This window comes from Streptomyces pactum (genome assembly GCF_016031615.1).
Taxonomy (GTDB): domain Bacteria; phylum Actinomycetota; class Actinomycetes; order Streptomycetales; family Streptomycetaceae; genus Streptomyces; species Streptomyces pactus.
In genome coordinates, this window is record NZ_JACYXC010000001.1 from 4,859,361 (window position 1) to 4,884,083 (window position 24,723).

Consider the following 24,723-nt stretch of genomic DNA (forward strand, 5'->3'; position numbering starts at 1 on the left):
CATGACGCGAGGGGCCCGCGAGGTGGTGAACCACCTCGCGGGCCCCTCATACGCACCGGGTACGTCGCCCGTACCGGGTACGGAACCGGCTACTCGGCCAGGACGGCCTCGGCGTCCAGGGTGGCGCCGACCGCCTGCAGCACCGCGGCGATCTTGAACGCCTCCTGGATCGTCTCGCGCTCCACGCCGGCCTTGCGCAGCACCTGCTCGTGCGAGTCCAGGCACATGCCACAGCCGTTGATCGCGGAGACCGCGAGCGACCACAGCTCGAAGTCGACCTTCTCCACACCCGGGTTGCCGATGACGTTCATCCGCAGCCCGGCCCGGAGGTTGCCGTACTCCGGGTCCGACAGCAGGTGCCGGGTCCGGTAGTAGACGTTGTTCATCGCCATGATGGCGGCGGCGGACTTGGCCGCCGTGTACGCCTCCGCGCTCAGGTTGGCCTTGGCCTCCGGCTCCAGCTCGCGCAGCACCCGGGCGGACCGGGAGGCGATCGCGCAGGCCAGGACCGTGCCCCAGAGCTGCTGCTTGGGCAGCTCCGAGTTGCCTATCACCGAACCGAGGTTCAGCTTCAGGTCCTTGGCGTAGTCCGGCAGAGCGGACTTCAGCTCATCGAGGGCCATGCTCACTCACCGGCCAGGAGCTTGACCGGGTCGAGGGTCTCCTCGCCCTTGCTCCAGTTGCAGGGGCACAGCTCGTCGGTCTGCAGGGCGTCGAGGACCCGCAGGACCTCCTTGGGGTTACGGCCCACGGAACCGGCGGTCACCATGGTGAACTGGATCTCGTTGTTCGGGTCCACGATGAACACCGCGCGCTGGGCGAAGCCGTCCTCGCCCTGGACGCCACAGGCCTGCATCAGCTCGTGCTTGGAGTCGGCCAGCATCGGGAAGGGCAGGTCACGCAGGTCGGCGTGGTCCTTGCGCCAGGCGTGGTGGACGAACTCCGAGTCGCCGGAGACACCGAGGATCTGGGCGTCACGGTCGGCGAACTCGTCGTTCAGCTTGCCGAACGCGGCGATCTCGGTCGGGCAGACGAACGTGAAGTCCTTCGGCCAGAAGAACACCACGCGCCACTTGCCCTCGTAGGTCTTGTGGTTGATCTGCGCGAACGCCTTCTCCGCGTCGAGGTCGACACAAGCGGTCAGGTCGTACTCGGGGAAGTGGTCACCAACAGTGAGCACGCGCTCTCCTAGCAGCTCGCAGGGTGGATTGCCCCGGATTGCGGGGTTTTCCTGTGGGTTGGACGTTGCCCACCCTGCCACAGAAGGTATTGATCAGTGAAATAGCTAGACTAGGTGATGTTGATCGGAGGTGGTTATCAGTGGCGATACCTGTCGCGGCCGGTACGCCCGCGGGGAAGACGCGGCAGCCCAGCTTGTCCCAGCTACGGGCCTTCGTCGCCGTGGCCGAGCATCTGCATTTCCGCGATGCCGCCGCGGCGATCGGCATGAGCCAGCCCGCGCTCTCCGGTGCCGTCTCGGCACTGGAGGAGACCCTCGGGGTCCAGCTGCTGGAGCGCACGACCCGCAAGGTGCTGCTCAGCGCGGCGGGGGAACGCCTGGCCGGCCGTGCACGGAGCGTACTGGACGCGGTCGGGGAGCTGATGGAGGAGGCCGAGGCGGCCCGCGCTCCGTTCACCGGGGTGCTGCGGCTGGGCGTGATCCCCACCGTGGCGCCGTATCTGCTGCCCACCGTGCTCCGCCTGGTGCACGACCGCTACCCCGACCTCGACCTCCAGGTCCACGAGGAGCAGACCGCCTCCCTGCTGGAGGGGCTCCTCCAGGGCCGGCTGGACCTGCTTCTGCTGGCCATGCCGCTGGACACCCCCGGCATCACCGAGCTGCCCCTCTTCGACGAGGACTTCGTGCTGGTCATGCCCAAGGGGCACAGCCTCGGCGGGCGCGGCGACATACCCCGCGAGGCACTCCGCGACCTGGACCTGCTCCTCCTGGACGAAGGCCACTGCCTGCGCGACCAGGCGCTGGACATCTGCCGGGAGGCGGGCCGCGGCGAGGGCACCCGGGGCACCACCAGCGCGGCCGGGCTCTCCACCCTGGTGCAGCTGGTCGCGGGCGGGCTGGGCGTCACACTCCTGCCGCGGACCGCGGTCCCGGTGGAGACCGGCCGCAGCGCCGACCTGGTCACCGGCTACTTCAGCCACCCGGCGCCGTCCCGCCGGATCGGCCTGGCGATGCGCGCCGGGGCGGCGCGGGCCGAGGAGTTCACGGCATTCGCGACCGCGCTGCGCGGCGCGCTCAAGCCGCTCCCGGTGCGTTTCGCCTGCTGACGAACGCCCCGGCCCCGGTCCGGCACCGCCCCCGCCCCCGCCGGACCGGGCCGGCCGCCGGAGGGCGTACGGGCCCGGGCCGGCCCCGGGCGCGCCCGCGGCCCGTGCCGGTGCGCCGCGAGGGGCCGCTCGGTCGGGCTGCGCCCCGCCGCGATGGGCACGGCCCGCCGGAATGTGCGGGGCGCGCCCGCTCCGGCCGCCGGAACACCCCCGACCGGGCCGGCCGGGTCCGGTTCCCGGGCAGTTCCGGCGGGACGGGGAGCCCGGAGTAGTACCGGGTCGGCCGCCCGGGTGGCCCGCCGGGCCCGGGCCGTCGGGCATGGACCGAGCTGCCGGAATGCCCCGGGCCGGGCGGCCGGGTGTCGGCGGGGTCGGGCGGCGTACCTGGGGCCGGCAGGGGCGTCCCGGGCCGGTCCGGATCCCGGGCACCGGGCCGGTCCGGATCCTGTGCCCCGGAGCCGGGCCCGGGCGCGTGGCCGGGCCCGGCCGGCGGCCGGAGCGGTGGTTACTCGCTCCGCAGGCCGTCCGGGCGCATCATCCGCCACAGCGGGCCCATGCTGACCAGCGTCACCAGGGCGATCACACCCGCACCGGTGCCGGCCATGAAGGCCAGGCTCGTCCAGTCCACCGCCACCGGTGAACCGACCATCCGCAGCAGCACCGTGCCCAGGGTGAGGCCGCCCGCCACGGATATCGCCAGTCCGATGACGACCGGCACCGCCGTCTGCCACAGCACCGACCAGGCCAGTGTGGCGCGCGGGGTGCCGAACGCCACCAGCACCGCCAGCAGGCGCCGGCGCTCGCGCAGCTGCTCCAGCATCGAGACGATCATGCTCGCCCCGATCAGCAGCAGGGTTGCGGTGGCGCCGATGAACAGACCCCGGCGCACATCCGTGAACTGCTCGTTCTCCTTGGTGTCGCTGGTGGCCCAGCCGTTCATCCGCTCGTCGAAGCGGGCCTCGGTGTTCCGCGCCCGCTCCATCGCGTCGTCCACCGCCGGGTCCAGCGTCAGCATCGTGCGCAGGTACGCGCCGTCCAGCCGCGACAGCTCCAGCGCCCCGGGAGTGACGAGCACGCCGGTGAACTCGCTGCCCAGTGGGTCGATGCGGGACTCCGCCCGCTGTGCGGTGCGGGGCACGGTCCACAGGTGCCGGGTGTCCTTCGCCGGCCGGGTGGCGTCCGCCCGCAGGTCGAGGCGGTCGCCCGGCCGCGGTGTCGCGGCGGGGTCGTCGTCGGACGCGGGGGCGACGAGGTACACCTGGCCGTCCCGGCAGTCCGGGAGCCGGGCCAGCTCGCGTAGCGAGTCACACGCCCCGTACGTCAGCCACTGCTCCTGCCCCGGCTCCGCGGGGCGGCCGTCGGGCCGCACGGGGGTGACCAGGGATTCCACCAGGCCCACGGCGCGGTCCACGCCCTCGGTGTCCCGGAAGGCGTCGATGACCCGCTCCATCCCGAGGCCGTTCCGCAGCTCGATCCCCGAGACGAACTGGGCTCGGGTGGTGTCCTGGCCGGTCACCTTCGTGTTCTCCGCCTCCACGCTGGCGAAGAGCATCTGCACGGCGATGGCGCCGGCCACCGCGACCGTGATGCCGCTGACCGCCCGGGCCGCCGGGCCGCTGCCCAGCTGGAGCCGCCGGGTCGCGAGCTGCCAGGGCAGCGGGCCGCCGCGGAACCGCTCGACCACCGACTCCACCGCCCACGGCAGCAGGGCCGTGGTGCCGATCAGCACCAGCACCGCACCCGCCGTGACCTGGGCCGTCTCGGTGCCGCCGGTACCGGAGTAGCCACCGATCAGCGGCAGCAGCAGGCCCAGGCCGAGCACCGGCAGCAGCAGCCGCCACCACAGCCGGCGGCGGCGCGGCCGGCTCTGGCGCACCACGCCCAGCGGTTCGATGGCCACCCCGCGCAACGCGACCATGGTGACGACCACGGCGCAGGCCGGGACCGCCAGCAGGACCAGCGCGGCCAGCGGGCCGGCCGGGGTCACATCGGACGGGAAGGCGCTGTAGCCCCACACCTCAACCCGGTCGGCCAGCTGCCGGGCCAGCGCGAAGAGCGCCCCGCCGACCGCGAGTCCGAGCAGCGCGCCGCACAGCGCCTCGCCCGCGGCGATCCGTCGGGTCATGGCCCCGTCGGCACCCACCAGCCGCAGGGCGGCCAGCCGTCGGTCGCGGCGCTCGCCGCCGAACCGCACCGCGGTGGCGATGAAGATGACGATCGGCATCAGCAGCACCACACAGCCGATCACGATGAGCAGCACCAGCTCCGGGGGGAACTCCTCGGCACTGCCGGGCCCGGCCTCCCATCCGTCGGCGCGGAAGTAGTCGTCGTCGACGGCGGTGGCGCGGTCCACCCCCGCGTAGAAGAACAGCTCGTGCGGACCGAGCAGGCCTAGCCCATCGATGGTGCCGGTCACCCGGTACGGCAGCCGCTCCGCCAGCCGCTCACCCTCCGCGGAGTCCAGCAGCCGCCCCAGGGCGGGGGAGACCACCATCTCCCCGGTGGCCGGCAGCCGCTCCACGCCCGGCGGGGCGGTGGCCCGGTCGCCCTCCGGGTACAGCCGCACCCCCTGGATGTCCTCCTCGTGGAAGGTGGTGTGCACCTGGCTGATCAGCAGCGTCTCCGGCCCGCGGGCGTTCGACAGGCTCACGGTGGGGGTGCGGGCGTGGCTGCGGCTGTCGCGGGCGGAGATGATCTCCGGCACCGACGTGGCGAGCAGCAGCAGGGTGACGCCCAGCCCGACGCCCAGCGCGGTGAGCAGGGTGCGGGCCCAGCCCTCCCGGCCGCCGGTGACCGCGAACCGGGCGCCCATGGCCAGATCGGCGGCCCAGCCGGCGACACCCCGGCGGGCGGGCGCGGGGGCCATCGGCGCGACGGGCGGCGCGGCGGGGCTGCCGGTGAGGGTCATCCCACACCCGCCATGTCCCGCGCCTTGCCGTCCCGGACCACGACCTCGCGGTCGGAGTAGGCGGCGACCCTCGGCTCGTGGGTGACCAGCACCACGGCCGCGTTGGCGTCCCGGGCCGCGTCGGTGAGCAGCTGCATCACGCGTTCGCCGTTGAGGGAGTCCAGCGCGCCGGTCGGCTCGTCGGCGAAGAGCACCCGCGGGCCGGTGACCAGCGAGCGGGCCACCGCCACCCGCTGGCCCTGCCCGCCGGACACCTCACCGGGCCGCCGGTCCGCGATCGCGGCGACCTCCAGCCGCTCCAGCCACTGAGCGGCACGCGCCTCGGCGTCCTTGCGCCGCACGCCGTTCAGCCGCAGCGGCAGCGCGGTGTTCTCCAGACAGGTCAGCTCCGGCACGAGCTGGCCGAACTGGAAGACGAAGCCGAACTCGCCGCGCCGCAGCGCGCTGCGCCGGGCGTCGGAGAGGGTGGACAGCTCCTGGCCGCCGTAGCGGACGCTGCCCGCGTCGGGGCGGACGATCCCGGCCAGGCAGTGCAGCAGGGTGGACTTGCCGGACCCGGAGGGGCCCATCACGGCGACCACCTCACCGGCGTGGATGGAGAAGTCGGCGCCGTCCAGCGCCGGGGTGGGGCCGTAGGACTTGCGCAGCCCCTCGGCGACCAGCAGCGAACCGGCGGGCGTCATCGGCGCACCGCCTCGGCGAGCTGGTCCAGACGGGCGGTGGTCAGCTCCAGCCACCGCAGGTCCGCCTCCAGGTGGAACAGGGCGTGGTCGCAGATCAGCTGGTCGGCCAGGTCGCCGTTCCGCTTCCGCTGGGTGAGGTCGCGCATCAGCCGCAGGTGGGTGGCGCGCTGCACGTCGAGCACGTCGCCGGCCTCGCGCCCGGTCAGCAGCGCCAGCACGACCTTGGTGTACAGGGTGGACTGGAGGTACGGCTCGGGCTTCTCCGGCTGCGCCAGCCACCGTTCGACATCGGTGACCCCCGCGTCGGTGATGGCGTACCGCTTGCGCTCCGGCCCCTCGCCCGGCTCGATCCCGTCCACCTCGACCAAGCCGTTCTTCAGCAGCCTGGACATGGTCGAGTAGACCTGGCCGTAGTGGAGCGGGCGGTCGTGCCCGAAGCGTTCGTCGAAGGCGCGCTTGAGGTCGTACCCGTGACGCGGGCCGGTCTCCAGCAGTCCCAGCAGTGCATGGCCGATTGACATGGCGAGCACTCTACACGAGGTGTATACACCCCATGTATAGCCCTGTGGAAAACCGTGTCCTCGCAGGTCGGAAGGGTGAGAGGGGGGAGGGCGGGGAAGGGAGGAGAAGGGAGAGAGGAGGGCGGCGGGAAGGGGAGAAGCCACCGCCGGCCGCGGGCCGGAGCGGCCACCGGCCGGCCGCCGCCGCTACGGGGCCACCCGTGACGGGCCGGAGCGGCGGTGCGCGGGGCGGATCGCGGGCACCGGTCGAGGTCCGCGGACAACGGTCGGCGGGCGATGCCGGTCGCGGGTCACGGCCGTCGGCGGACGCCGGGCATGGGTACGGGGCGCGTCGTCGGCGGACAGCGGCACATTCGGGTCACGATCCTCGGCGGGCACGGCCACGGGCACGGTCACCCGCCGGCACCGGCGCGTAGGTGCCGGTCAGCGACGGGCACCGGCTGGAGGTAACGGTCGGCGGCCGACACCGGACGAGTCACCGTTCGGGCCCGGTACCGTCCGCCCGGTGGCCCGGTGGCCGTATCAACTCGCCGGGCCGGGGACGAACCTGTCTCGGCGCCCGCACCGCCGGCCGGGCCCGGCCCACGGCCTCGAACGACCGCCACGCCCCGGCGCCCTCGCCTCCGAACCACCCGCCGCACCCCGCACTCCGCACCCCGCACCCCGCACCCCGCACTCCGCACCCAGTGGCTCACGGCCTCGTATCACCGGCCGCGCTTCCCACCGCGCGCGGACGCCAGGAACGAACCACCGGCCCGGTCCGGAAACATGAACACCCGTCCCGTCCCGCCCGGCCCTCCGGGGCCGCCCCGGGACCGCCGTGCTCCCGGGCCTCCGCGGGCCGCCCGCGTACGGGCCCCGCGCCCCGTCCTCCCGTCGGCCCTGCCCCCGCCGCCGCTCAGAGCGAGGTCGGCAGCGGCAGCTCGAACCACACCACCTTGCCGGCGCTCAGCCGGGTCGCTCCCCACCGCCGGGCCAGCCGGTTGACCAGGTACAGTCCGCGGCCGCCCTCGTCGGACGGCCGGGCCTGGCGCAGCCGGGGCAGCTGGGGGACGTCGTCACCGACCTCGCAGCGGAGCACGTCGGTGTGCAGCAGCCGGAGCGTGATGGGACGTTCGGCGTACCGCACCGCGTTCGTCACCACCTCGCTGACCAGCAGCTCCACCGCGTCCGACAGATCGCTCAGCCCCCAGCGCTCCAGCGCCCGCCGGGCCAGCCGGCGCGCCTGGCCGGCCGTCTGCGCCCGCGGGTCCAGAAACCAGTACGCCACGTCGCTGGGCGCGATCCCCTCGAACCGGGCGGCGAGCAGAGCCACGTCGTCGTCCCGGTCGCCCGGGCCGAGCATGTCCAGCACCTCGTCGCAGAGCGGCTCCAGCGGCGGCGGGTTGGAGCCGGTGAGCCGCGCGGTGGCGGTCAGCCGCTCCCGCAGCTGCTCGATCCCGGTCCACACGTCCCGCATCCGCGACTCGACCAGGCCGTCGGTGTACAGCAGCAGCGTGGCGCCGGCCGGGGCGTCCAGCTCCACCGCCTCGAAGTCCACCCCGCCCACGCCGATCGGCGCGCCGGGCGGCACCCGCAGCACCTCCGCGCGCCCGCCCCGGTGCAGCAGCACCGGCGGCGGATGCCCGGCGTTCGCGACCACGATGCGGTGCGCGACCGGGTCGTAGACCGCGTACAGGCAGGTCGCCATCCGGTCGGTGCCCAGCCGCTGGGCCTGTTCGTCGAGGTGGTGCAGCACCTCCTGCGGCGGCAGGTCGAGCCCCGCCAGGGTCTGGGCGGTGGTCCGCAGCTGCCCCATGATGGCCGCGGAGGTCATGGAGTGCCCCATGACGTCGCCGACCACCAGCGCCACCCGGTTGCCCGGCAGCGGGATGGCGTCGTACCAGTCGCCGCCGACCCGGGCGGTCTCGGCGGCGGGCAGGTAGCGGCTGGCCAGCCGGACCCCGGTGGGCTGCGGCAGCGAGTCGGGGAGCATGGTGCGCTGCAGCTCGTCGGCGATGTACACCTCGCGGCCGTAGAGCACCGCCTTGTCCACGCCGAGCGCGGTGTGGGTGGCGAGCTGCGCGGCCACCAGCAGGTCGTCCGGTTCGAAGGACGGCCGGTCCGGGCGGCGGACGAACACCGCCGCGCCGATCACCCGGCGCCGTCCGCGCAGCGGCGCCAGCACGGTGCGCTGACCGGTGGCCACCGTCCGGCCGTCACCGAGGAGTTCGGGCAGCGCGGCCCGCGCGGCGGTGGAGTCCCCGAACACCGGGCGTACCCCGCGCAGCACCTCCGCAAGCGGGCCGCCCGGCTCCACCTCGCACAGCTCGCTGGCCGGGCCGCCGGCCATCAGCGGGGACAGGTCGGGCTGGGACGGCGTGATCGGCAGCCGTACCCCCTCGGTGTCCGGCTCCTCGGGAATCCGGTCGGTGCGGCGCAGCCGCAGCACCACCGGCCCGACCGGGCGCTCGTCACCCACCGGCAGCGGGTCCCGCAGGTAGACCAGGATCGCGTCGGCGAAGGTGGGCACGGTGGCCCGGCACAGGCCGAGCACGATCTCGTCCAGGTCGATGCCGCGGGAGATCCGCCGGGTCGCGGCGCCCACGAACCGCAACCGGTCACCGCTGCGGTCCCGTACCCCGGCGGCCCGGTCCGGGCCGGCCGGCGGGGGCACCGGCACCGCCGTGGCGCCGTCCGTGCCCGGCAGGCCCCCGGGCACCCGGCGGGCGGCCGGGACACCGGCCGCCGGAGCGTCCCCGGGGGCCGCCTCGCCCGCGGTCCCCGCGCGCCCGGTGTCGTCCGTCATCTCGCCGTGCCCCTGTCCGTGTCCCTGTCCCGCCACCCGGAGGGCGGCGTCGCGATCCCTTTCTGCTCCGTCCCCCGCGGCCGGCCGGTCCCCCGGACCCCGCCCGGTGGTTCCCCCGGCCGGGGTGGTCCGGCCGTCCCGCCGCCACCGCCGCCCTCGCCGGTCCCGGCCGTCGTACCGCGGGGTCCGGCGGTCCCGTCCGCCCCGGTCCGGCCGGCTCCGCCCTGGTCCGGGTGGTGGCTGGGGGTGGCCCCGGTGCGCCCGGCGTCCCCGCGCGGATGTTCCGCCCCGGGCCGCGCCTCCGGCGCCGCGGTGGCCGGGCCGCACCCGCCGTCCCATCCCGGGGTGGTGTGCTGGGGGTCGGCCGGATCGGGGTACGGCCGCGGACCGGCCGGGTCCGCCGGGTCGGCGCCGGCCGCCGGGTGGTGCGGTCCGGAGCCGGCCGGTCCCGGGCCGGGCGGGGCCGCCGGACCGGGCCGGCCGGCCGCGTCCCACCGCTGCCGTGCCGGCCCGCCGGACCCCGGACCGGGCGGCACGCCTCCGACCGCTCCGGGCCGGCCGGCCGCGTGGGTGCCGTCGCCCCGCCCGCCGGCCTCCCCGTGGCCGTCCGCCGGGGCGGGCCGGGCCAGGCCGTGCGGCTCCGGCCGGGACGTGCCCTCGTCGGCGTCACCGGCGTCCGGGGCCCGCTGGGCGCGCGAGACCGCGGCAGGTGCCTCGGCCTGCCGTTTCTCTGGGGAGGTGGGGTGCTCCGTCACGCGTGGGTTTCCGTCCGTCCGGGGCCGTGCGCCGTACTCGGTCAGGCGCACCGGGGGTCAGGCACGTCTGTCAGGCACGTCGCCGGCAGTGCAGGAAGAGCTGGATCTCGGGTGGTACGTCCGTGCTGGCGGGGGCGTACGCGTGTGACTCCTCCGCGATCACCTCGAAGCCGGCGTCGCCCACGACCTGGCGCAATTCGTCCCGCAGGTAACCGGATACCCGGATCGTGTTGCCCAGGAACGGGATCGTGAAGTCGTCCACGTCGGCCTCGACCATGGACAGCACCATCAGCCCCTCCGGCCTCAGCAGCCCCCACAGGGTGCGCAGCGCGTGCGGGATCTCCGCCCGGGGCAGCATCAGCAGGGAGAAGAACGCCACCACGCCGTCGAAGGTTCCCAGATGGCCGGGCGAGCCGGGACCGCGGGAGCCGCCGGGCCGCAGATCGGCCAGATCCATGCGGTGGAACTCGGCGTCGGGGACGTTGTCCCGGGCGATCTTCAGCATCCCCGGGGAGATGTCGATGCCGACCACCCGGTGCCCGGCCTCCGCCAGCTGACGCGCCGTCGGCTCACCGGTGCCGCAGCCCACGTCCAGCACCCGGGACCCTGCCGGCAGGGCGGAGGCCAGCCAGCCGCCGCTGGCCAGCTGCCCGTCCTTGTGCGGGAACGCCTCGTCGTAGCGGTCCCCGATGGCGTCGAACGCCTCCGCCTGGCCGATCCGGTCCAGGGCCAGCCGGTCGAGCCCCTGATACCCCTGGTAGCCGCCCTCGCCGTCACCGCTCACGTTCCGTCCCGCCCCTCCTGTGACCGCGCGTCAACTTGTCCGTGTCGACCGCGCGTTGCGCCGGTGTCTCATTTCCGGCCCGCCCACGTTTCCGGACGACGATCCTACGTTTGGAACACAGGGGCACAGCAAGAGGTTCAGGGCCCCGAGTGCACCGACATACGATCCCAGTCCGCGGGCAGCGGCGGTACCGTCCAGGACGGATCCGGCCGCCAGTGCTCCCAGCCGTCCGGGAAGGGCGTCCTCCACGCCGAGATCAGCTCCACGGCGGCGTCGCCCGCGGCCCGGACCCGTTCCGCCTGCTCGGAGCTCATCAGCCCGGCGCGCTGGGCCTGCGCGAACTCGTCCTCGTCCTTCCACTCCCAGGTGCGGTCCCGGTACACCGCGATGTCCAGGAAGTGGTCCTCGGAGTCCACCCCGCCGCTCCACCGCCGCAGCGGTTCCTCCAGGTTCACGTACCAGTTCTTGAACGTCCAGCCCGGCTCCCAGAACAGCCACACCGACCAGGGCTCCGCCGGGCGGGCCAGCTTGAGCACCCCGGTGCCCAGCCACTCGCACCGGGCCGGCCTGCGGGGCCTGGTGTAGCGGGTGGCCAGCGGCTCGCGGTGCACCGGCGTGCCGTCCAGCAGCTGCGGCCGCACGCACGTGGTGCCCGGCGCCAGCCACACGGCCAGCAGCTCGGGGGAGTCCTGGACGACGGTGACCGGACGGCAGATGTGGATACGGTCGGTGGCGTTGCCCCGGTAGCGCCACAGTATGTGGTCGCCCGGCGCCCAGCGAGCCGTACCGCCACCCGTGGTGCCCGTCGCCCGGGCCGTATCCGCTGTCATGCGCAGATCTTAGGTGGGGGCCGGGGCGCCCCGCCGTGACATGTACCGCACCGCTGTGCCGCAACCGCTGTGCCGCCGGCCGGCACCGGTGCCGCGCGGGTGCGGCCCGGCGGCCCGGCGGTCCTGTGGCCCGGCCCCGGTCAGCGGCTGCCGGGAGGACGGGAGGCTCCGGGCGGGGGCGTCAGGGGGCACCAGGGGAGCGGGCCGCGCCCCGGCCGGGCGGTCCGTCAGGGCTGCCCGCCCGGCTCCCCGCCGCGCTCCGGCCCTCAGGGGCCGCCCCGCCCGGGTTCCGGACGTGCCCGGCTCCCCGGCGTGCCCGGCTTCCGGGCGCGCCCGCTCAGGGGTGCGTCATCCGCAGCACGTCCAGCGCCTCGTCCAACTGCTCGGTGGTGAGCAGGCCCCGCTCCACGTACCCCGACTCCAGCACCACCTCGCGGATGGTCTTCCGCTCCGCCAGCGACCGCTTCGCCACCCGGGCCGCCTCCTCGTAGCCGATGTACCGGTTGAGCGGGGTCACCACCGAGGGCGAGGACTCGGCGTACTCGCGGGCCCGCTCCCCGTTCGCGGTGATCCCGTCCACCGTCCGGTCGGCCAGCAGCCGGGCGGCGTTGGACAGCAGCCGGACCGACTCCAGCAGGTTCTTCGCCATCACCGGCATCATCACGTTGAGCTCGAAGTTCCCCGAGGCGCCGGCCCAGGCGATGGTCGCGTCGTTCCCGACGACCTGGGCGGCGACCATCAGCACCGCCTCCGGCACCACCGGGTTCACCTTGCCCGGCATGATCGACGAACCCGGCTGGAGGTCGGGCAGGGCGATCTCGGCCAGTCCGGTGCGCGGGCCGGAGGACATCCAGCGCAGATCGTTGCAAATCTTGGTGAGGCCCACCGCGATGGTCCGCAACTGGCCGGAGGTCTCCACCAGCGCGTCCCGGGCACCCTGCGCCTCGAAGTGGTCCCGGGCCTCGGTCAGCGGCAGCCCGGTCACCCGGGCCACCTCGGCGATCACGGCGGCGGAGAACCCGGGCGGGGTGTTGATGCCGGTGCCCACGGCGGTGCCGCCCAGCGGCAGTTCGGCGAGCCGGGGGAGGGCGGCGCGCAGCCGCTCCACGCCGTACCGGACCTGCGCCGCGTAACCGCCGAACTCCTGGCCCAGGGTGACCGGGGTGGCGTCCATCAGATGGGTCCGGCCGGCCTTCACCACCTCGGCGAACTCGGCCGATTTCCGCTCCAGCGCCGCCGCCAGGTGCTCCAGCGCGGGGATCAGGTCACCGGTGACGGCGGCGGTGGCGGCGATGTGGACCGAGGACGGGAAGACGTCGTTGGAGGACTGGCTGGCGTTGACGTGGTCGTTGGGGTGCACGGCGCGGCCGAGCCGCTCGGTGGCGAGGGTGGCGATGACCTCGTTGGTGTTCATGTTGGACGAGGTGCCCGAACCGGTCTGGAAGACGTCCACCGGGAAGTGGTCGTCCCACCGGCCCTCGACGACCTCGGCCGCCGCGGCGGCGACGGCGTCGGCGATCTCCTGGTCGAGCACGCCCAGGCCGGCGTTGACCGTCGCCGCCGCGGCCTTGATCCGCCCGAGCGCCGCGATGTGGGCCCGCTCCAGCCGCTGCCCGCTGACCGGGAAGTTCTCCACCGCCCGCTGGGTCTGGGCCCGCCACTTGGCGTCCGCGGGCACCAGCACCTCGCCCATCGAGTCGTGCTCGACCCGCATTCCGGTGTCCTGCCCGTCGATCGGATCGGTCATGGTGGTCTGCCTCCGCAGTGAAAGTCGTGAAAGTTGAGCGATTGTCTTGTTCGGTGTGTTCCCAACCCGCGCTACCTGCCAGTAAATACCCGGGACGACACCGACCCCCGGGAAGGCACCATGCATCGCAGAAGACAGCGTGTGCGCTCCACCCTGGTGGCCGTCGCGGCCTGCGCGACCGCCTTCGCCGGCGTGCTCACCGCCGGTCCCGCCGCCACCGCCGACGCCCCGGGCCCCGGTTCACGGGGCGCCCCGGCCGCGACCGCCGTCCCCCTCCCGCCGGAGCTGGAGCAGATCCGCGCCGCGGAGGCCGTCCGGCTCTACGGCGACCCGGCGGTACGCCCGCCCGACCAGCGCCAGACCTCGCTGATCTCGCTGGGCGACAGCGAGATCTCCGGAGAGGGCACCGGCACCTACGAGCCGGGCACCGACGGCCCGGACAACTGGTGCCACCGCTCGCCGGACGCGGCCATCCACCGCACCGGCATCGCCGCCGACGTGACCTACAACGTGGCCTGCTCGGGCGCGTACACCGGGAACATCCGGATCGGCGGCAGCAAGCAGTACGCCGACGAACTCGTGCAGAGCGACAACCTCGCCGTCAAGGCCCGCAACACCAGGATCAAGATGGTGCTGCTGGTCGCGGGCGCCAACGACGACCTGGAGTTCGGCCCGGTCATCACCGACTGCGTGACCCGCTGGTTCACCCTCCAGGGCGCCTGCGAACCGAAGTACGCCCCCGGCTGGCAGACCCGGGTGGACGGGCTGGTGCCCAAGGTCGAGGCCACCGTGCGGGACCTGCGCACGGTGATGCGCGACGCCGGGTACGCCGACGCCGACTACAAGCTCGTGGTGATGGGCTACCCCGGTCCGCTGGGCCCGGACTTCGAGGACAACCCGGACTTCCCCGGCCAGATCCCCGGCGGCTGCACCGGCTACAAGGCCGACGCCGCCTGGGCCCGGAACGCCGCCGTGCCGGCCTTCGAACGCGGCATGCGGCAGGCCGCCCGGAACACCGGCGCGGTCTACCTGGACAACTCCCGCCTCTTCCACGGCCACGAGGTGTGCGCCGACCGCACCTGGGCCCGCGGCCTGCACGTGGAACTGAGCAACCCCTTCCCGCCGGACGCCAACTCCGTCCGGCAGTCCTTCCACCCCAACATCGCCGGCCACGGCGCGTTCGCGTCCTGCCTCACCCAGCTGTACAACTCCGGCCTGCGTGAGGCGAGCTGCGCCGACGTCAACTCCGGCGGCCGGCCGGTGCTCTTCCCGCTCGCCTGGGACGACGTGTTCCAGCCGCTGCGGAACGAGGCCACCGGCAGCTGCCTGGACGCCACCGGCGGCGCCAGCCGCAACGGCACCGCGGTCGGCGGCTGGGACTGCCACGACGGCCGCAACCAGCAGTGGTGGTACGACGCCGCCCGCGGCTCGGTGCACACCGCGCTCAGCCAGGACCGCTGCCTGGACGTGCCCGAGGGCAGGTACACCGGCGGCACCGCGCTGGTGCTGTGGGACTGCCACGGCGGCACCCACCAGAAGTTCACCCGCTCCGGGGCGACCCTCCGTCCCACGGCGGCGCAGAACCTGTGCCTGACGCTCGCCTCGGCGAAGGACCCGGTCCGGCTGCAGCCCTGCGACGGCACGGCACGGCAGCGCTTCGCCTGACCCGGGGCCGACCGACCCGGGACCTGACCGGAGCGGCCGCCGGGCCACGGGGCCGCTCCGGGCTCCTGGAGGTCCCGTCCCCGCTCCTCGGGGCGGCCCCGGGCCGCCGCGGCCCTCGGTGACTCCTCCCCGGACCGCCCGGGGGCGCGTGGCGGCCGACCGGGGCGGCTCCGGGGCGCGTGGCGGTTGACCGGGGCGGCTCCGGGACGCACGGCGGCTGACCCGAACCGCTCCGGGGCGCGGTGGCGGCCGGACCGGGCCGTCCCGCGCGCGGCGGCTCCTCCCGGTGCCGCTCGGGTGTGCCGTCCGGCCGGGCGTCCTGTTCACCACCGCGGTGACAGGGCGCCCGGCCGAATGTTCGGTTTTCCCCGTCCTCGCCATTGCTGCCACGCGACGGTGGGGGTTAGCTTCGGCCTGACCCACGGTCACGCTCCGCGCGGCCGGCACCGCCGTGCCCGGACCGCCCCCGTCCCGCACGCCCCTTGGACGCCTCCCGGCCCGTACCCGGGCGGCAGCCCGCCCGTATCGGCGCCGTATCCCCGGCACCGATCCCCGACGAAGTGGAGTCCCCGCACCATGGCCCAGCCCGGTTCCCGACGCACCCCCGCCGCCGCCCGGCCGGCGTCCGCCGCCGGAGCGCGTCCGCGCCGGTGGCTCGCCGCCGCCCTCGCGCTCACGGCCGCCACCTCGCTCGCCGTGCTGCCCAACGTCACCGCCACCGCGGCCGGGGCGGGCACGGCCGGCACCACCGCCACCGACGGCGCCGGAACGATGAGCTACGTCGTCAACCTGCGCCCGGGCAACTCCGCCGCGGTCCAGCGGGCCGTCACCGAGGCCGGCGGACGGGTGGTGGTCGCCTACGACCGGATCGGCGTGATCGTGGCGCACTCGGCCGAGCCGGGCTTCGCCGGGCGGATACGCGCGGTGCGCGGCGTCCACAGCGTCGGCGCCACCCGCACCACCCCGCTCACCCCCTCCGCCACCGCCGACGTCGGCGAACTCCAGCGACTGAGCCCGGCCGCCGCCGCCCGCAGCGCCGCCGCCGCACGGCCCGGCCAGGAGCCGCTGGAACCCAACCAGTGGGACATGCGGATGATCGGCGCCGACCGGGCCAACGCCGTGGACGACGGCAGCCGCCGGGTCACCGTCGGCGTCATCGACACCGGCGTGGACGACACCCACCCCGACATCGCGCCCAACTTCTCCGCCGGGCAGTCCGCCAACTGCGTGGGCGGCAAGCCCGACACCTCGCCGGGTGCCTGGCGTCCGTACTCCCCGGACAGCGCGCACGGCACCCACGTGGCCGGCACCATCGCCGCCGCCCGCAACGGCACCGGGGTGGCGGGCGTGGCACCCGGCGTGCGGCTCGCCGCCATCAAGGTGTCCGACCCCACCACCGACCTCTTCTACACCGAGTCGGTGGTCTGCGCCTTCGTCTGGGCGGCCGAGCACGACATCGACATCACCAACAACAGCTACTACTCCGACCCCTGGTACTTCAACTGCCTCTCCGACGACGACCAGAAGGCGCTGGTCGAGTCCATCAGCCGGGCCATCCGCTACGCCCGGGGCAAGGGCGTGGTGAACGTCGCCAGCGCCCACAACACCAACACCGACCTCGCCGCCGACCAGGTGACCGACCCCTCCAGCCCCGACGACTCCACCCCCGCGGACCGGACCGTCGACCCGGCGAAGTGCCCCATCGCCCCCGAGATGCTGCCGGGCGTGGTGACGGTCTCCTCCGTCGGCGTGACCGGGAAGAAGGCGGCCTACTCCAACTACGGCCACGGCGTCATCGACGTCTCGGCCCCCGGCGGTGACGCCCGCCAGGTGCCGGACACCCCGGACGCCAACGGCCGGGTGCTCTCCACCCTGCCCGGCGGCGGCTACGGCTACATGCAGGGCACCTCGATGGCCGCCCCGCACGTCTCGGGCGTGGCCGCCCTGCTGAAGTCCCGCCACCCCGGCGCGAGCCCGGCGCTGATCGAGGCGCTGCTGCGCGGACAGGCCGACGAGCGGGCCTGCCCGGAGAGCTACGACGGCAACGGTGACGGGGTCGTGGACGCGGTGTGCGAAGGCCCGAAGCAGCGCAACGGCTTCTACGGTCACGGCATCGTCAACGCGCTCGACGCGGTCCGCTGACCGGAGCCGCCCCGTCCGTCCGGGCGGGACCCCACCGGTCCCGCCCGGACACGTTCCTTCACCCTGCCGATCGTGGCGGCCCCGAGGGATGCACGGACCCGCCCGCCGCCCACCCCGAGGCCGCCGATGGGGCACGCACCGCCGCGTGGCGCCCGGGGGGTGCGCGACCTCTCGTGCCGCACCCCCCGGGGCGCGGCGTCCCACCCGGCACCTGGCACCCGGGCATCCGGCACGCCGATACCCGGCGTCCGGCGCCCGCCGGCTGGCCACCGCCCGCCGGACCAGCAGGGCAGGGCCGGGCCCCCGGGCCGGGCCCGGGAACGTGCCCGGGCGAGCGGCCGGATCAGGCACGGCGGGGCCGGTACGGGATACTTCCGTGCACAACTGCCCGCACGGCTGGGGGAATCGGGTGCGACCGCTGGCGAAGGACGATCCACGGGAGATCGGGCCGTTCCGGATCATCGGCCTGCTCGGGGGCGGCGGCATGGGCCGGGTCTATCTCGGCCGCGCGGCGGACGGGCGGACCGTGGCGGTGAAGACCGCACGCGCCGAACTCGCCGACGACGACGGCTTCCGGGCCCGGTTCGCCCGTGAGGTGGCCGCCGCCCGGCGGGTGGCGGGGCCGTTCGTGGCCCCGGTGGTCGACGCCGCGCCGCACGACGACATCCCCTGGATGGCGACCGCGTACGTACCGGGCGTCTCGCTGACCGTCGCGGTGCGGGACGGCGGGCCGCTGCCCGACCCCGCGCTGCGGATGCTGACCGCCGGGCTGCTGCACGCCCTCGCCGCGGTGCACGCCCACGGCCTGGTCCACCGCGACCTCAAGCCGTCGAACATCCTGCTCACCGCCGACGGCCCGCGCGTCATCGACTTCGGCATCGCGCACTCCACCGCGGACACCGCGCTCACCGTGACCGGTACCGCCCTCGGCACCCCGGGATTCATGGCGCCCGAGCAGCTCGCCATGAACCGCCCCCGGGTCACCGGCGCGGCGGACGTGTTCGCGCTCGGCGGGGTGATCGTGTTCGCGGCCACCGGCAGCGGACCGTTCGGAAGCACCGAACCGCAGGTCCTGATGTACCGCACGGTGCACGAGGAGCCGCAGCTCGACGGGGTCCCGGCTTCTCTCCGGGAGCTGGCCGGGGCCTGCCTGGCGAAGGAACCGGAGCGGCGGCCCACCGTGGCCGCCCTCATGGCGCGGGTGGGCACACCGGGCCCGTACGGGGACTGGCTGCCGGAGCCCGTCGCGGCACAACTGGGCCGGCTGTCCGCGTGGCTGGGCGACCCGAGGGTTCCGGACACCCCGGACACCCCGCCGGCCAGGGCCGCCGGTCCGGTCGGCCGGCCGGACGGGGCGCGCGGGACGGGCGGGGCGGCGGGGACGGCCGAGGGGGAAGGGCCGGCCGGTACCGACTTCGGCCCGCCGCCGACGGTTCCCGCCCAGCCCCACCCGACGCCGCCCGCCCCCCGCGCCCGGGACACCACCCGTCCCCGCGCTCGGGCCGCCGCCCGCCCCCGCGCCCGGGCCGTACGGCGCCGCCACCCCCGGCTCCGTACGGCGCCGGACCCGCCAGCCCGCCCGCCGGTCCCGGCCGCCCGCCCGAGGAGCACGGCGGTCCCGGACCGGCCGCCCCGCCACCGGGGTACGGCGCCCTGGCCCGGTCCCACCGCCGTATGGACCCGTCCCCCGCCCCCACGGGCACGGCGTACCCGGTCCCTCCGCCCCGCCGCAGGACGGTCCGGGCCCGTCGTACGACCCTCCGTACGACGTCACCCCCGCGCTCCCCGGGCACTCCTCCGCGTCTCCCGCGCACTCTCCGGCGGGGGCCGCGTCCCCGGGACCGGGCCGGCGCAGGGTGATCGCGGCGCTCTCGGCCGCCGGGCTGGTGGCCGGTGGCGGCGCGCTGGCCTGGACGCTGTGGCCGGACGGGGCAGGCGGCAGTGGCGACAGGGAAGGCGGCGGTGACGGTTCGACGGCCGGGGACAAGCCCGGCGGCAACCGGCAGCCCGCCACCGACCCCGCACCGAGCCGGACGCCCACGCACGCCGCCACACCGTCCGAGGCGCTGCCGAAGGAGATACGCGACAGGGGCGTCCTCACCATCGGCTCGGACCTCACCTACCCGCCGATGGAGTTCCGCCGGGGCGGCGAGGTCGCCGGCGTGGACATCGACCTGGGGAAGGCGCTCGGCCGTGAGCTGGGCATACGCGTCGAGTTCCGGAACAGCGTCTTCGACAGCCTCCTCGCCGGCCTCGCCGCGGGCCGCCACGACCTGGTGATGTCGGCGATGGCCGACACCCAGGAGCGTCGGGAAGGCCGTGTGGACGGGGTCAGGACCGGCGCCGGCGTCGATTTCGTGGACTACTTCAGCGCCGGGCTCGCGGTCGTCGTCCGCAAGGGCAACCCGGAGGGCGTCGGTGGTCCGGAGGACCTGTCCGGCAGGACCGTCACCGTCCAGCGCGGCACGGTCGCCCACGACTACCTGGACCGGCTGAACCGGCGCCGCTCGAAGAAGGTGACGATCCGCGAGACGGACACCACGGCGGAGGCGTACGGCGACGTCGCCGCGGGCCGGTCCTCGGCCTGCCTCGGCGAATTCCCGGTCGCCGCCCACGCCGCCGCCACCCGCTCGGGCGGCACCGCCCTGGAGATCGTCGGCGACCAGGTCGAACGCCTCACCTACGGCATCGCCGTGGCCAAGGCGGAGACGGCGCTGCGCGACGCGGTGGCGGCCGCCCTCGACCGCCTGATCGCGAACGGCGAGTACGCCCGCGTCCTGAGGAGATGGGCGGTCGAGGACGGCGCCCTGGAGAAGGCGACCGTCAACGGAGGCCGGTAGCCACGCGTGCCCGGGCGCGCCGGGATGCTGGTGACGAACGGCTGGGCCGGGGCCGGGTCGGTGAAGAATTCGTTCAACTTGTTCATCTTGCGTTGACCCTCGTACGATCGCCGCCATGATCAAGCATCCGAGGGTCCTGGGAGCTGTCCGCCTGTCCATCCTCAAGGACGACACCACCAGTCCCGAGAAGCAGCGGCAGGCCGTAGAGCACTGGACTGCTGGCCCCGCCGTGGACGGTCGCATTGCGGGCTGGGCGGAAGACCTGGACGTGTCCGGTGCGATGCACCCCTTCAAGCGACCGGGCCTCGGTCCTTGGTTCAACGAGTGGGCCGACGAGTGGGACGTGTTGGCCGTCTGGAAGCTCGACCGCCTCAGTAGGAAGGCCGGCCACTTCGCCGAGGTCTTCGAGTGGTGCCAGGGGCACGGGAAGTCCATCGTGTCCGTGACCGAGGGCATCGACATGTCCACCCCCATGGGCAAGATGTTCGCTCAGATCATCGCCGCCTTTGCCGAAGGTGAGTTGGACACCATTCGCGCCCGCGCGCTTTCTGGCTCGGCCGCCCGCAAGGCCAAGGGTGTTTGGATCGGTGGCGTCGAGCCGTACGGGTACCGCTTCGAACGGCAGGAAGGCGGCGGAAAAAAGCTCGTTCAGGACCACACGTATGCGGAACTGTTCCGAGAGATTGTCGAGCGACTAAAGGGCGACTGGTCGTCGTACAAGATCGCACTTGATCTGAATAAGCGTGGCGTTCCCACTTGGCGGGATCATCTTCGAATCGTGAAGGGGGAAGATCCCAGGGGCGTTGCCTGGACTGCCAACGCGATTCGCGCCATAGCTATGAATCCCACGGTGGCCGGCATCTACACGTACAAGGGCGAGAACGTCGTAGACGAAAACGGCGAGAACGTTCGGATCACTGATGATCCGTTGATGGATTTCGCCGAGTGGTCAGAATTCGTGGCCGCCCTCAAGAGTGATCGTCCGGTTAGGCGGTCCACCCCTTCACGGTCGATGCTGGGCGGTGTGGCTACCTGCCAGGGTTGCGGCGCCCGAATGTCGTCCAACAAGAAGACGAAGCCGAACGGCCGCGTACATCACTACTACGCCTGCAACAACGTTAACACCGGGACGTGTTCAAACCCTGGCCGCATTCGCCGCGATGACCTAGACATGGCGGTTGGGACTTTCGTGAAGTTCACTCTCGGCCCGCTCCCGGTTATGGAGCGGGTCGGTAATTCGATCAGTCAGGCCAAGGTCGAGCTTGCCGAGGCCGAAGCGACGCTAGACCGACTGGAAGCCGATTACCTAGCTGGACGGTTCAAGGCCGACGTTCAGGTTGAACGCTACTGGGGGCAACACGAATTCCAGTCGGCCAAGGTTGAACGCCTGAGAGAGGAAATCAAGACTGCCGAGGATGCCCCGGCCTGGAAGGAGACGGGTCGGACTTACTCCGAAGAGTGGACGACTAAGGATGACGAACAGAAGCGTGTGTTCCTGCAACGGCACGGCATAACTGTGACGGTGGGGGCCACGGAAGACGGGAGCCGACGAGTCGTCTGCAAGATGGCTGAGCTTGCCGAGATCGCCAAGGAAACCGGGCTTCAAGTTCCCGAGGGATACTGGTTGATCGAGCCGGAAGCAGAATACATTCTGCCGAAGCAGATGGCTTATAAGCGGAAGTAGGTAGAGCCGCCCACGCTCCCAACCCTTGCCCCCGTCGCGTGTAAACGCTTCGGGTGCCTTTCCATGCCCACGCTCGGCCCCCTGACCGTTTGAACGCTCTTCCTTGATTCCGCCACACCTGGCGGGTTGCAACCTAGGCCCAGATCAGCTGGGATCGACAACGAACCAGACCAGGTCATCCGAGACGGGGGGCCAGACTCCCCAAGAGGGGACATGCGCCCACGTCGCTCAGTGGGGGACCCGTAGATCCGTCTCGAAAACGGTGGTTAGTGGATCAGTGGCCGAAGGGGCCACTCTCGGGCCCCAGGTCGTTCCAAAAGTCATTCCAGAACCTTGCTCTGAAGCCTTGAGTTTCGGAATGGGTTTTCACCGCCACCGGTCACCTGATCGGCTACAAGCGGGTCAGCACCAAGGCGCAGGATGCGCAGCTTCAGGCTGACGCTCTGGCTGAGGCCGGCTGTGCCCGAGTCTTCGAAGACAAGGCTTCGGGTAAGAACATCGACCGCGCGGGCCTTCTGGCCGCACTCGACTACATGCGCGAGGGCGACACGTTCGTCGTCTGGAAGCTGGACCGCCTTGGACGGTCCACGAAGGACGTGCTGACGATCGCCGAGGATCTGCACGCCCGAGGCATCGCCCTGCGCATCCTCGCTGGCACTCTCGCCGGTAGCTACTCGCCGAAGGGCGAGGGGAAGTTCTTCTTCACGATGATGGTCGCCTTCGCCGAGATTGAGCGAGACATGATCGTGGAGTGCACCCGTGCCGGTTTGGAAGCGGCCAAGGCTCAGGGCCGCACCAGTGGGAGGCCCAAGGCCATGACCGAAGAAATGATCGCGGCGGCCAAGGCTCGCCGGGCCGCTGGTGAGTCTTACGGGGCGATCGCTAAGGCTCTCGGTGTCGGGCAGGCCACCGTTTACCGCCACCTCTCCGAGTAGGCGCAGCAGCGCCCAACAGGAACCCCTGCGCTCTCGGGCCGGGGTTTCGTCGTTCCCTTGGTTCGGGTCCTTGGCGATGAACCGTAGCGACACGGCAGCCTCCCGGGCTACGCGGATTGCACGGACTTCTACGCACGGACCCTCCCGATGCTGCCGTGCTGGCGTCAAGGGTGCGCTTCAAGCCACGGGAGCGGGCTGCTCATAGCGCTGCCCAGGGCACAGCAGCAGACCCCCCGGCGACGCCGAGGGGTCGTGAGGCTCTTAGGGGTGGCTCAGGACAGGCCCGGGCCCCGCACCGGGATGCTGGTGAACGTCGGCTGCTCGGGTTCCCGTGAAGTGAAGAAGTCGTTGCCCTTGTCGTCCACCACGATGAACGCCGGGAAGTCCTCCACCTCGATCTTCCAGACCGCCTCCATGCCCAGCTCCTCGTACTCCAGGACCTCCACCTTCTTGATGCAGTCCTGGGCCAGCCGGGCGGCCGGGCCGCCGATCGAGCCGAGGTAGAAGCCGCCGTGGGCGGCGCAGGCGTCGGTGACCTGCTTGCTGCGGTTGCCCTTGGCGAGCATGATCTTCGAGCCGCCGGCGGCCTGGAACTGCTCGACGTAGGAGTCCATCCGGCCGGCCGTGGTGGGGCCGAAGGAGCCGGAGGCGTAGCCCTCCGGGGTCTTGGCCGGGCCGGCGTAGTAGACCGGGTGGTCCTTGAGGTACTGCGGCATCTCCTCGCCCGCGTCCAGCCGTTCCTTGATCTTGGCGTGGGCGATGTCGCGGGCGACGACGAGGGTGCCGGTGAGCGACAGACGGGTCTTGACCGGGTGCTTGGTGAGCTCGGCCAGGATGTCGTCCATCGGCTGGTTGAGGTCGATGCGGACCGCGTCCAGGTCCGGGCCGGCGCCCCGGGTCAGCTCCTCGTCGGTGGTGTCGGGGAGGAAGCGCGCCGGGTCGGTCTCCAGCTGCTCCAGGAAGACGCCCTCGGCGGTGATCTTTGCGACCGCCTGGCGGTCGGCGGAGCAGGAGACGGCGATGGCGACCGGGCAGGACGCGCCGTGCCGGGGGAGGCGGACCACCCGCACGTCGTGGCAGAAGTACTTGCCGCCGAACTGCGCGCCGATGCCGATCTTCTGCGTCAGCTCGAAGACCTTCTCCTCCAGCTCCTTGTCGCGGAAGCCGTGGCCGAGCGGCGAGCCGGACTCCGGCAGCTCGTCCAGGTAGTGCGCGGAGGCGTACTTGGCGGTCTTCAGCGCGTACTCGGCACTGGTGCCGCCGACCACGATGGCCAGGTGGTACGGCGGGCAGGCGGCCGTGCCCAGGGAGCGGATCTTCTCCTCCAGGAACTTCATCATGCTCGCCTCGTTGAGCACCGCCTTCGTCTCCTGGTAGAGGAAGGACTTGTTGGCGCTGCCGCCGCCCTTGGCCATGAAGAGGAACTTGTAGGCGTCGCCGTCGGTGGCGTACAGCTCGATCTGCGCGGGCAGGTTGGAGCCGGTGTTCTTCTCCTCCCACATGGTCAGCGGCGCCATCTGCGAGTAGCGCAGGTTCAGCTCGGTGTAGGCGTCGTAGACGCCCCGGGAGAGGGCTTCCTCGTCGCGGCCGGAGGTGAGCACGTTCTGGCCGCGCTTGCCCATCACGATCGCGGTACCGGTGTCCTGGCACATCGGGAGCACCCCGGCCGCCGCGATGTTGGCGTTCTTCAGCAGGTCCAGCGCGACGAACTTGTCGTTGGGCGACGCCTCCGGGTCGTCGATGATCTTCCGGAGCTGCGCGAGGTGCGCGGGGCGCAGGTAGTGCTGGATGTCGTGGATCGCCTCGGCGGCCAGCTTGCGCAGGGCCTCCGGCTCCACCTTCAGGAACGTACGGCCGTCCGCCTCGAAGGTGCTCACGCCTTCGGAGGTCACCAGGCGGTACGGGGTGGTGTCCTCGCCCAGGGGCAGCAGATCGGTGTACGCGAACTCCGGCATTTCGCCCATTCCTTACTCAACAGACGGGGTGCTGGCATCGATGACAGCGTCCACCAGCGTAGAACGCGGACCGCGGACCGCGCGGGTGAGGTAAGACTCAGTTGCCCCGGCGGCCGTGTGGCCGAGGGGCCTGGAGTCCGGGGGCCGGGGGCTGGGGGCGGAGGCGCTGGAGTTCGGGAGTCGGGCCGGGGCCGGGACGG

General features: G+C 73.2%; 17 protein-coding genes. 7 read left to right on the plus strand and 10 right to left on the minus strand.

Going from position 1 to position 24,723, the window contains the following annotated elements; translation table 11 throughout:
- Positions 1-89 precede the first annotated feature (89 nt).
- Both IHE55_RS19070 and IHE55_RS19075 read right to left on the minus strand, forming a co-directional pair.
- Positions 90-623 (minus strand): alkyl hydroperoxide reductase, encoded by a 534-nt coding sequence (locus IHE55_RS19070; RefSeq protein WP_197990121.1) that lies wholly within the window; start codon positions 621-623, stop codon positions 90-92.
- 2 nt (positions 624-625) lie between these two features.
- Complete coding sequence (locus IHE55_RS19075; RefSeq protein WP_197990122.1) at positions 626-1,180, minus strand: peroxiredoxin; 555 nt, start codon at positions 1,178-1,180, stop codon at positions 626-628.
- Positions 1,181-1,320: 140 nt separating this feature from the next.
- Here IHE55_RS19075 and IHE55_RS19080 point away from each other — a divergent pair, with 140 nt between their 5' ends.
- Positions 1,321-2,286, plus strand: coding sequence for a hydrogen peroxide-inducible genes activator (locus tag IHE55_RS19080; RefSeq protein WP_197990123.1), 966 nt, complete (start codon positions 1,321-1,323; stop codon positions 2,284-2,286).
- Positions 2,287-2,791: 505 nt separating this feature from the next.
- On the opposite strand, the gene IHE55_RS19085 is transcribed toward IHE55_RS19080, so the two are convergent.
- From IHE55_RS19085 to IHE55_RS19115, 7 genes are all read right to left on the minus strand, one after another.
- The gene (locus tag IHE55_RS19085; protein ID WP_232265624.1) at positions 2,792-5,194 is read right to left on the minus strand and encodes an FtsX-like permease family protein; all 2,403 of its coding nucleotides are present in this window, start codon (positions 5,192-5,194) and stop codon (positions 2,792-2,794) included.
- Positions 5,191-5,877: an ABC transporter ATP-binding protein gene (locus tag IHE55_RS19090; protein WP_197990124.1), complete on the minus strand. Its 687-nt coding sequence runs from the start codon at positions 5,875-5,877 to the stop codon at positions 5,191-5,193. The genes IHE55_RS19085 and IHE55_RS19090 overlap by 4 nt, the downstream gene beginning before the upstream one ends.
- Positions 5,874-6,398, minus strand: coding sequence for a PadR family transcriptional regulator (locus tag IHE55_RS19095; RefSeq protein ID WP_197990125.1), 525 nt, complete (start codon positions 6,396-6,398; stop codon positions 5,874-5,876). Before IHE55_RS19095 ends, IHE55_RS19090 begins: the two co-directional genes overlap by 4 nt.
- Before the next feature lie 898 nt (positions 6,399-7,296).
- Complete coding sequence (locus IHE55_RS19100; protein ID WP_232265625.1) at positions 7,297-9,186, minus strand: SpoIIE family protein phosphatase; 1,890 nt, start codon at positions 9,184-9,186, stop codon at positions 7,297-7,299.
- 825 nt (positions 9,187-10,011) lie between these two features.
- Complete coding sequence (locus tag IHE55_RS19105) at positions 10,012-10,725, minus strand: class I SAM-dependent methyltransferase (protein ID WP_197990126.1); 714 nt, start codon at positions 10,723-10,725, stop codon at positions 10,012-10,014.
- Between the two features lie 137 nt (positions 10,726-10,862).
- Positions 10,863-11,555 carry a cytidylyl-2-hydroxypropylphosphonate hydrolase gene (gene fomD, locus IHE55_RS19110; RefSeq protein ID WP_197990127.1) on the minus strand — a complete coding sequence of 231 codons (693 nt, stop codon included), beginning with the start codon at positions 11,553-11,555 and terminating at the stop codon, positions 10,863-10,865.
- Between the two features lie 337 nt (positions 11,556-11,892).
- Positions 11,893-13,302 carry a class II fumarate hydratase gene (locus tag IHE55_RS19115; protein ID WP_232265626.1) on the minus strand — a complete coding sequence of 470 codons (1,410 nt, stop codon included), beginning with the start codon at positions 13,300-13,302 and terminating at the stop codon, positions 11,893-11,895.
- 120 nt (positions 13,303-13,422) lie between these two features.
- On the opposite strand from IHE55_RS19115, the gene IHE55_RS19120 reads away from it, so the two are divergent.
- The 6 genes from IHE55_RS19120 to IHE55_RS19145 all read left to right on the plus strand — a co-directional run bounded on the left by IHE55_RS19120 (position 13,423) and on the right by IHE55_RS19145 (position 22,568).
- Entirely contained in the window at positions 13,423-14,967 is a 1,545-nt protein-coding gene (locus IHE55_RS19120) for a ricin-type beta-trefoil lectin domain protein (protein WP_197990128.1), read from the plus strand.
- A 576-nt stretch (positions 14,968-15,543) separates the two neighbouring features.
- Positions 15,544-17,109: a S8 family peptidase gene (locus IHE55_RS19125; protein ID WP_197990129.1), complete on the plus strand. Its 1,566-nt coding sequence runs from the start codon at positions 15,544-15,546 to the stop codon at positions 17,107-17,109.
- 409 nt (positions 17,110-17,518) lie between these two features.
- Entirely contained in the window at positions 17,519-19,075 is a 1,557-nt protein-coding gene (locus IHE55_RS19130) for a serine/threonine-protein kinase (RefSeq protein ID WP_307826738.1), read from the plus strand.
- A complete protein-coding gene (locus IHE55_RS19135; protein WP_197990130.1) occupies positions 18,966-19,949 on the plus strand; it encodes an ABC transporter substrate-binding protein in 984 nt (327 codons plus the stop codon). Before IHE55_RS19130 ends, IHE55_RS19135 begins: the two co-directional genes overlap by 110 nt.
- Before the next feature lie 115 nt (positions 19,950-20,064).
- On the plus strand, positions 20,065-21,633 hold the full coding sequence (locus tag IHE55_RS19140) for a recombinase family protein (RefSeq protein ID WP_197990131.1): 1,569 nt from the start codon (positions 20,065-20,067) through the stop codon (positions 21,631-21,633).
- A 386-nt stretch (positions 21,634-22,019) separates the two neighbouring features.
- Positions 22,020-22,568 (plus strand): recombinase family protein, encoded by a 549-nt coding sequence (locus tag IHE55_RS19145; RefSeq protein ID WP_307826894.1) that lies wholly within the window; start codon positions 22,020-22,022, stop codon positions 22,566-22,568.
- A 272-nt stretch (positions 22,569-22,840) separates the two neighbouring features.
- Here the strand turns inward: IHE55_RS19145 and IHE55_RS19150 are convergent, their stop codons facing one another.
- Complete coding sequence (locus tag IHE55_RS19150; RefSeq protein ID WP_197990132.1) at positions 22,841-24,523, minus strand: fumarate hydratase; 1,683 nt, start codon at positions 24,521-24,523, stop codon at positions 22,841-22,843.
- Between the last annotated feature and the right edge of the window lie 200 nt (positions 24,524-24,723).

What these genes read in the sequence shown, in the direction of transcription:
- IHE55_RS19100 (WP_232265625.1), bottom strand. Translation starts at nt 9,186, where the DNA reads ATGACGGACGACACCGGGCGCGCGGGGACCGCGGGCGAGGCGGCCCCC.
- IHE55_RS19090 (WP_197990124.1), bottom strand. Translation starts at nt 5,877, where the DNA reads ATGACGCCCGCCGGTTCGCTGCTGGTCGCCGAGGGGCTGCGCAAGTCC.
- IHE55_RS19120 (WP_197990128.1), top strand. Translation starts at nt 13,423, where the DNA reads ATGCATCGCAGAAGACAGCGTGTGCGCTCCACCCTGGTGGCCGTCGCG.
- IHE55_RS19115 (WP_232265626.1), bottom strand. Translation starts at nt 13,302, where the DNA reads ATGACCGATCCGATCGACGGGCAGGACACCGGAATGCGGGTCGAGCAC.
- IHE55_RS19150 (WP_197990132.1), bottom strand. Translation starts at nt 24,523, where the DNA reads ATGCCGGAGTTCGCGTACACCGATCTGCTGCCCCTGGGCGAGGACACC.
- IHE55_RS19085 (WP_232265624.1), bottom strand. Translation starts at nt 5,194, where the DNA reads ATGACCCTCACCGGCAGCCCCGCCGCGCCGCCCGTCGCGCCGATGGCC.
- IHE55_RS19125 (WP_197990129.1), top strand. Translation starts at nt 15,544, where the DNA reads ATGGCCCAGCCCGGTTCCCGACGCACCCCCGCCGCCGCCCGGCCGGCG.
- IHE55_RS19140 (WP_197990131.1), top strand. Translation starts at nt 20,065, where the DNA reads ATGATCAAGCATCCGAGGGTCCTGGGAGCTGTCCGCCTGTCCATCCTC.
- IHE55_RS19095 (WP_197990125.1), bottom strand. Translation starts at nt 6,398, where the DNA reads ATGTCAATCGGCCATGCACTGCTGGGACTGCTGGAGACCGGCCCGCGT.
- IHE55_RS19070 (WP_197990121.1), bottom strand. Translation starts at nt 623, where the DNA reads ATGGCCCTCGATGAGCTGAAGTCCGCTCTGCCGGACTACGCCAAGGAC.
- fomD (WP_197990127.1), bottom strand. Translation starts at nt 11,555, where the DNA reads ATGACAGCGGATACGGCCCGGGCGACGGGCACCACGGGTGGCGGTACG.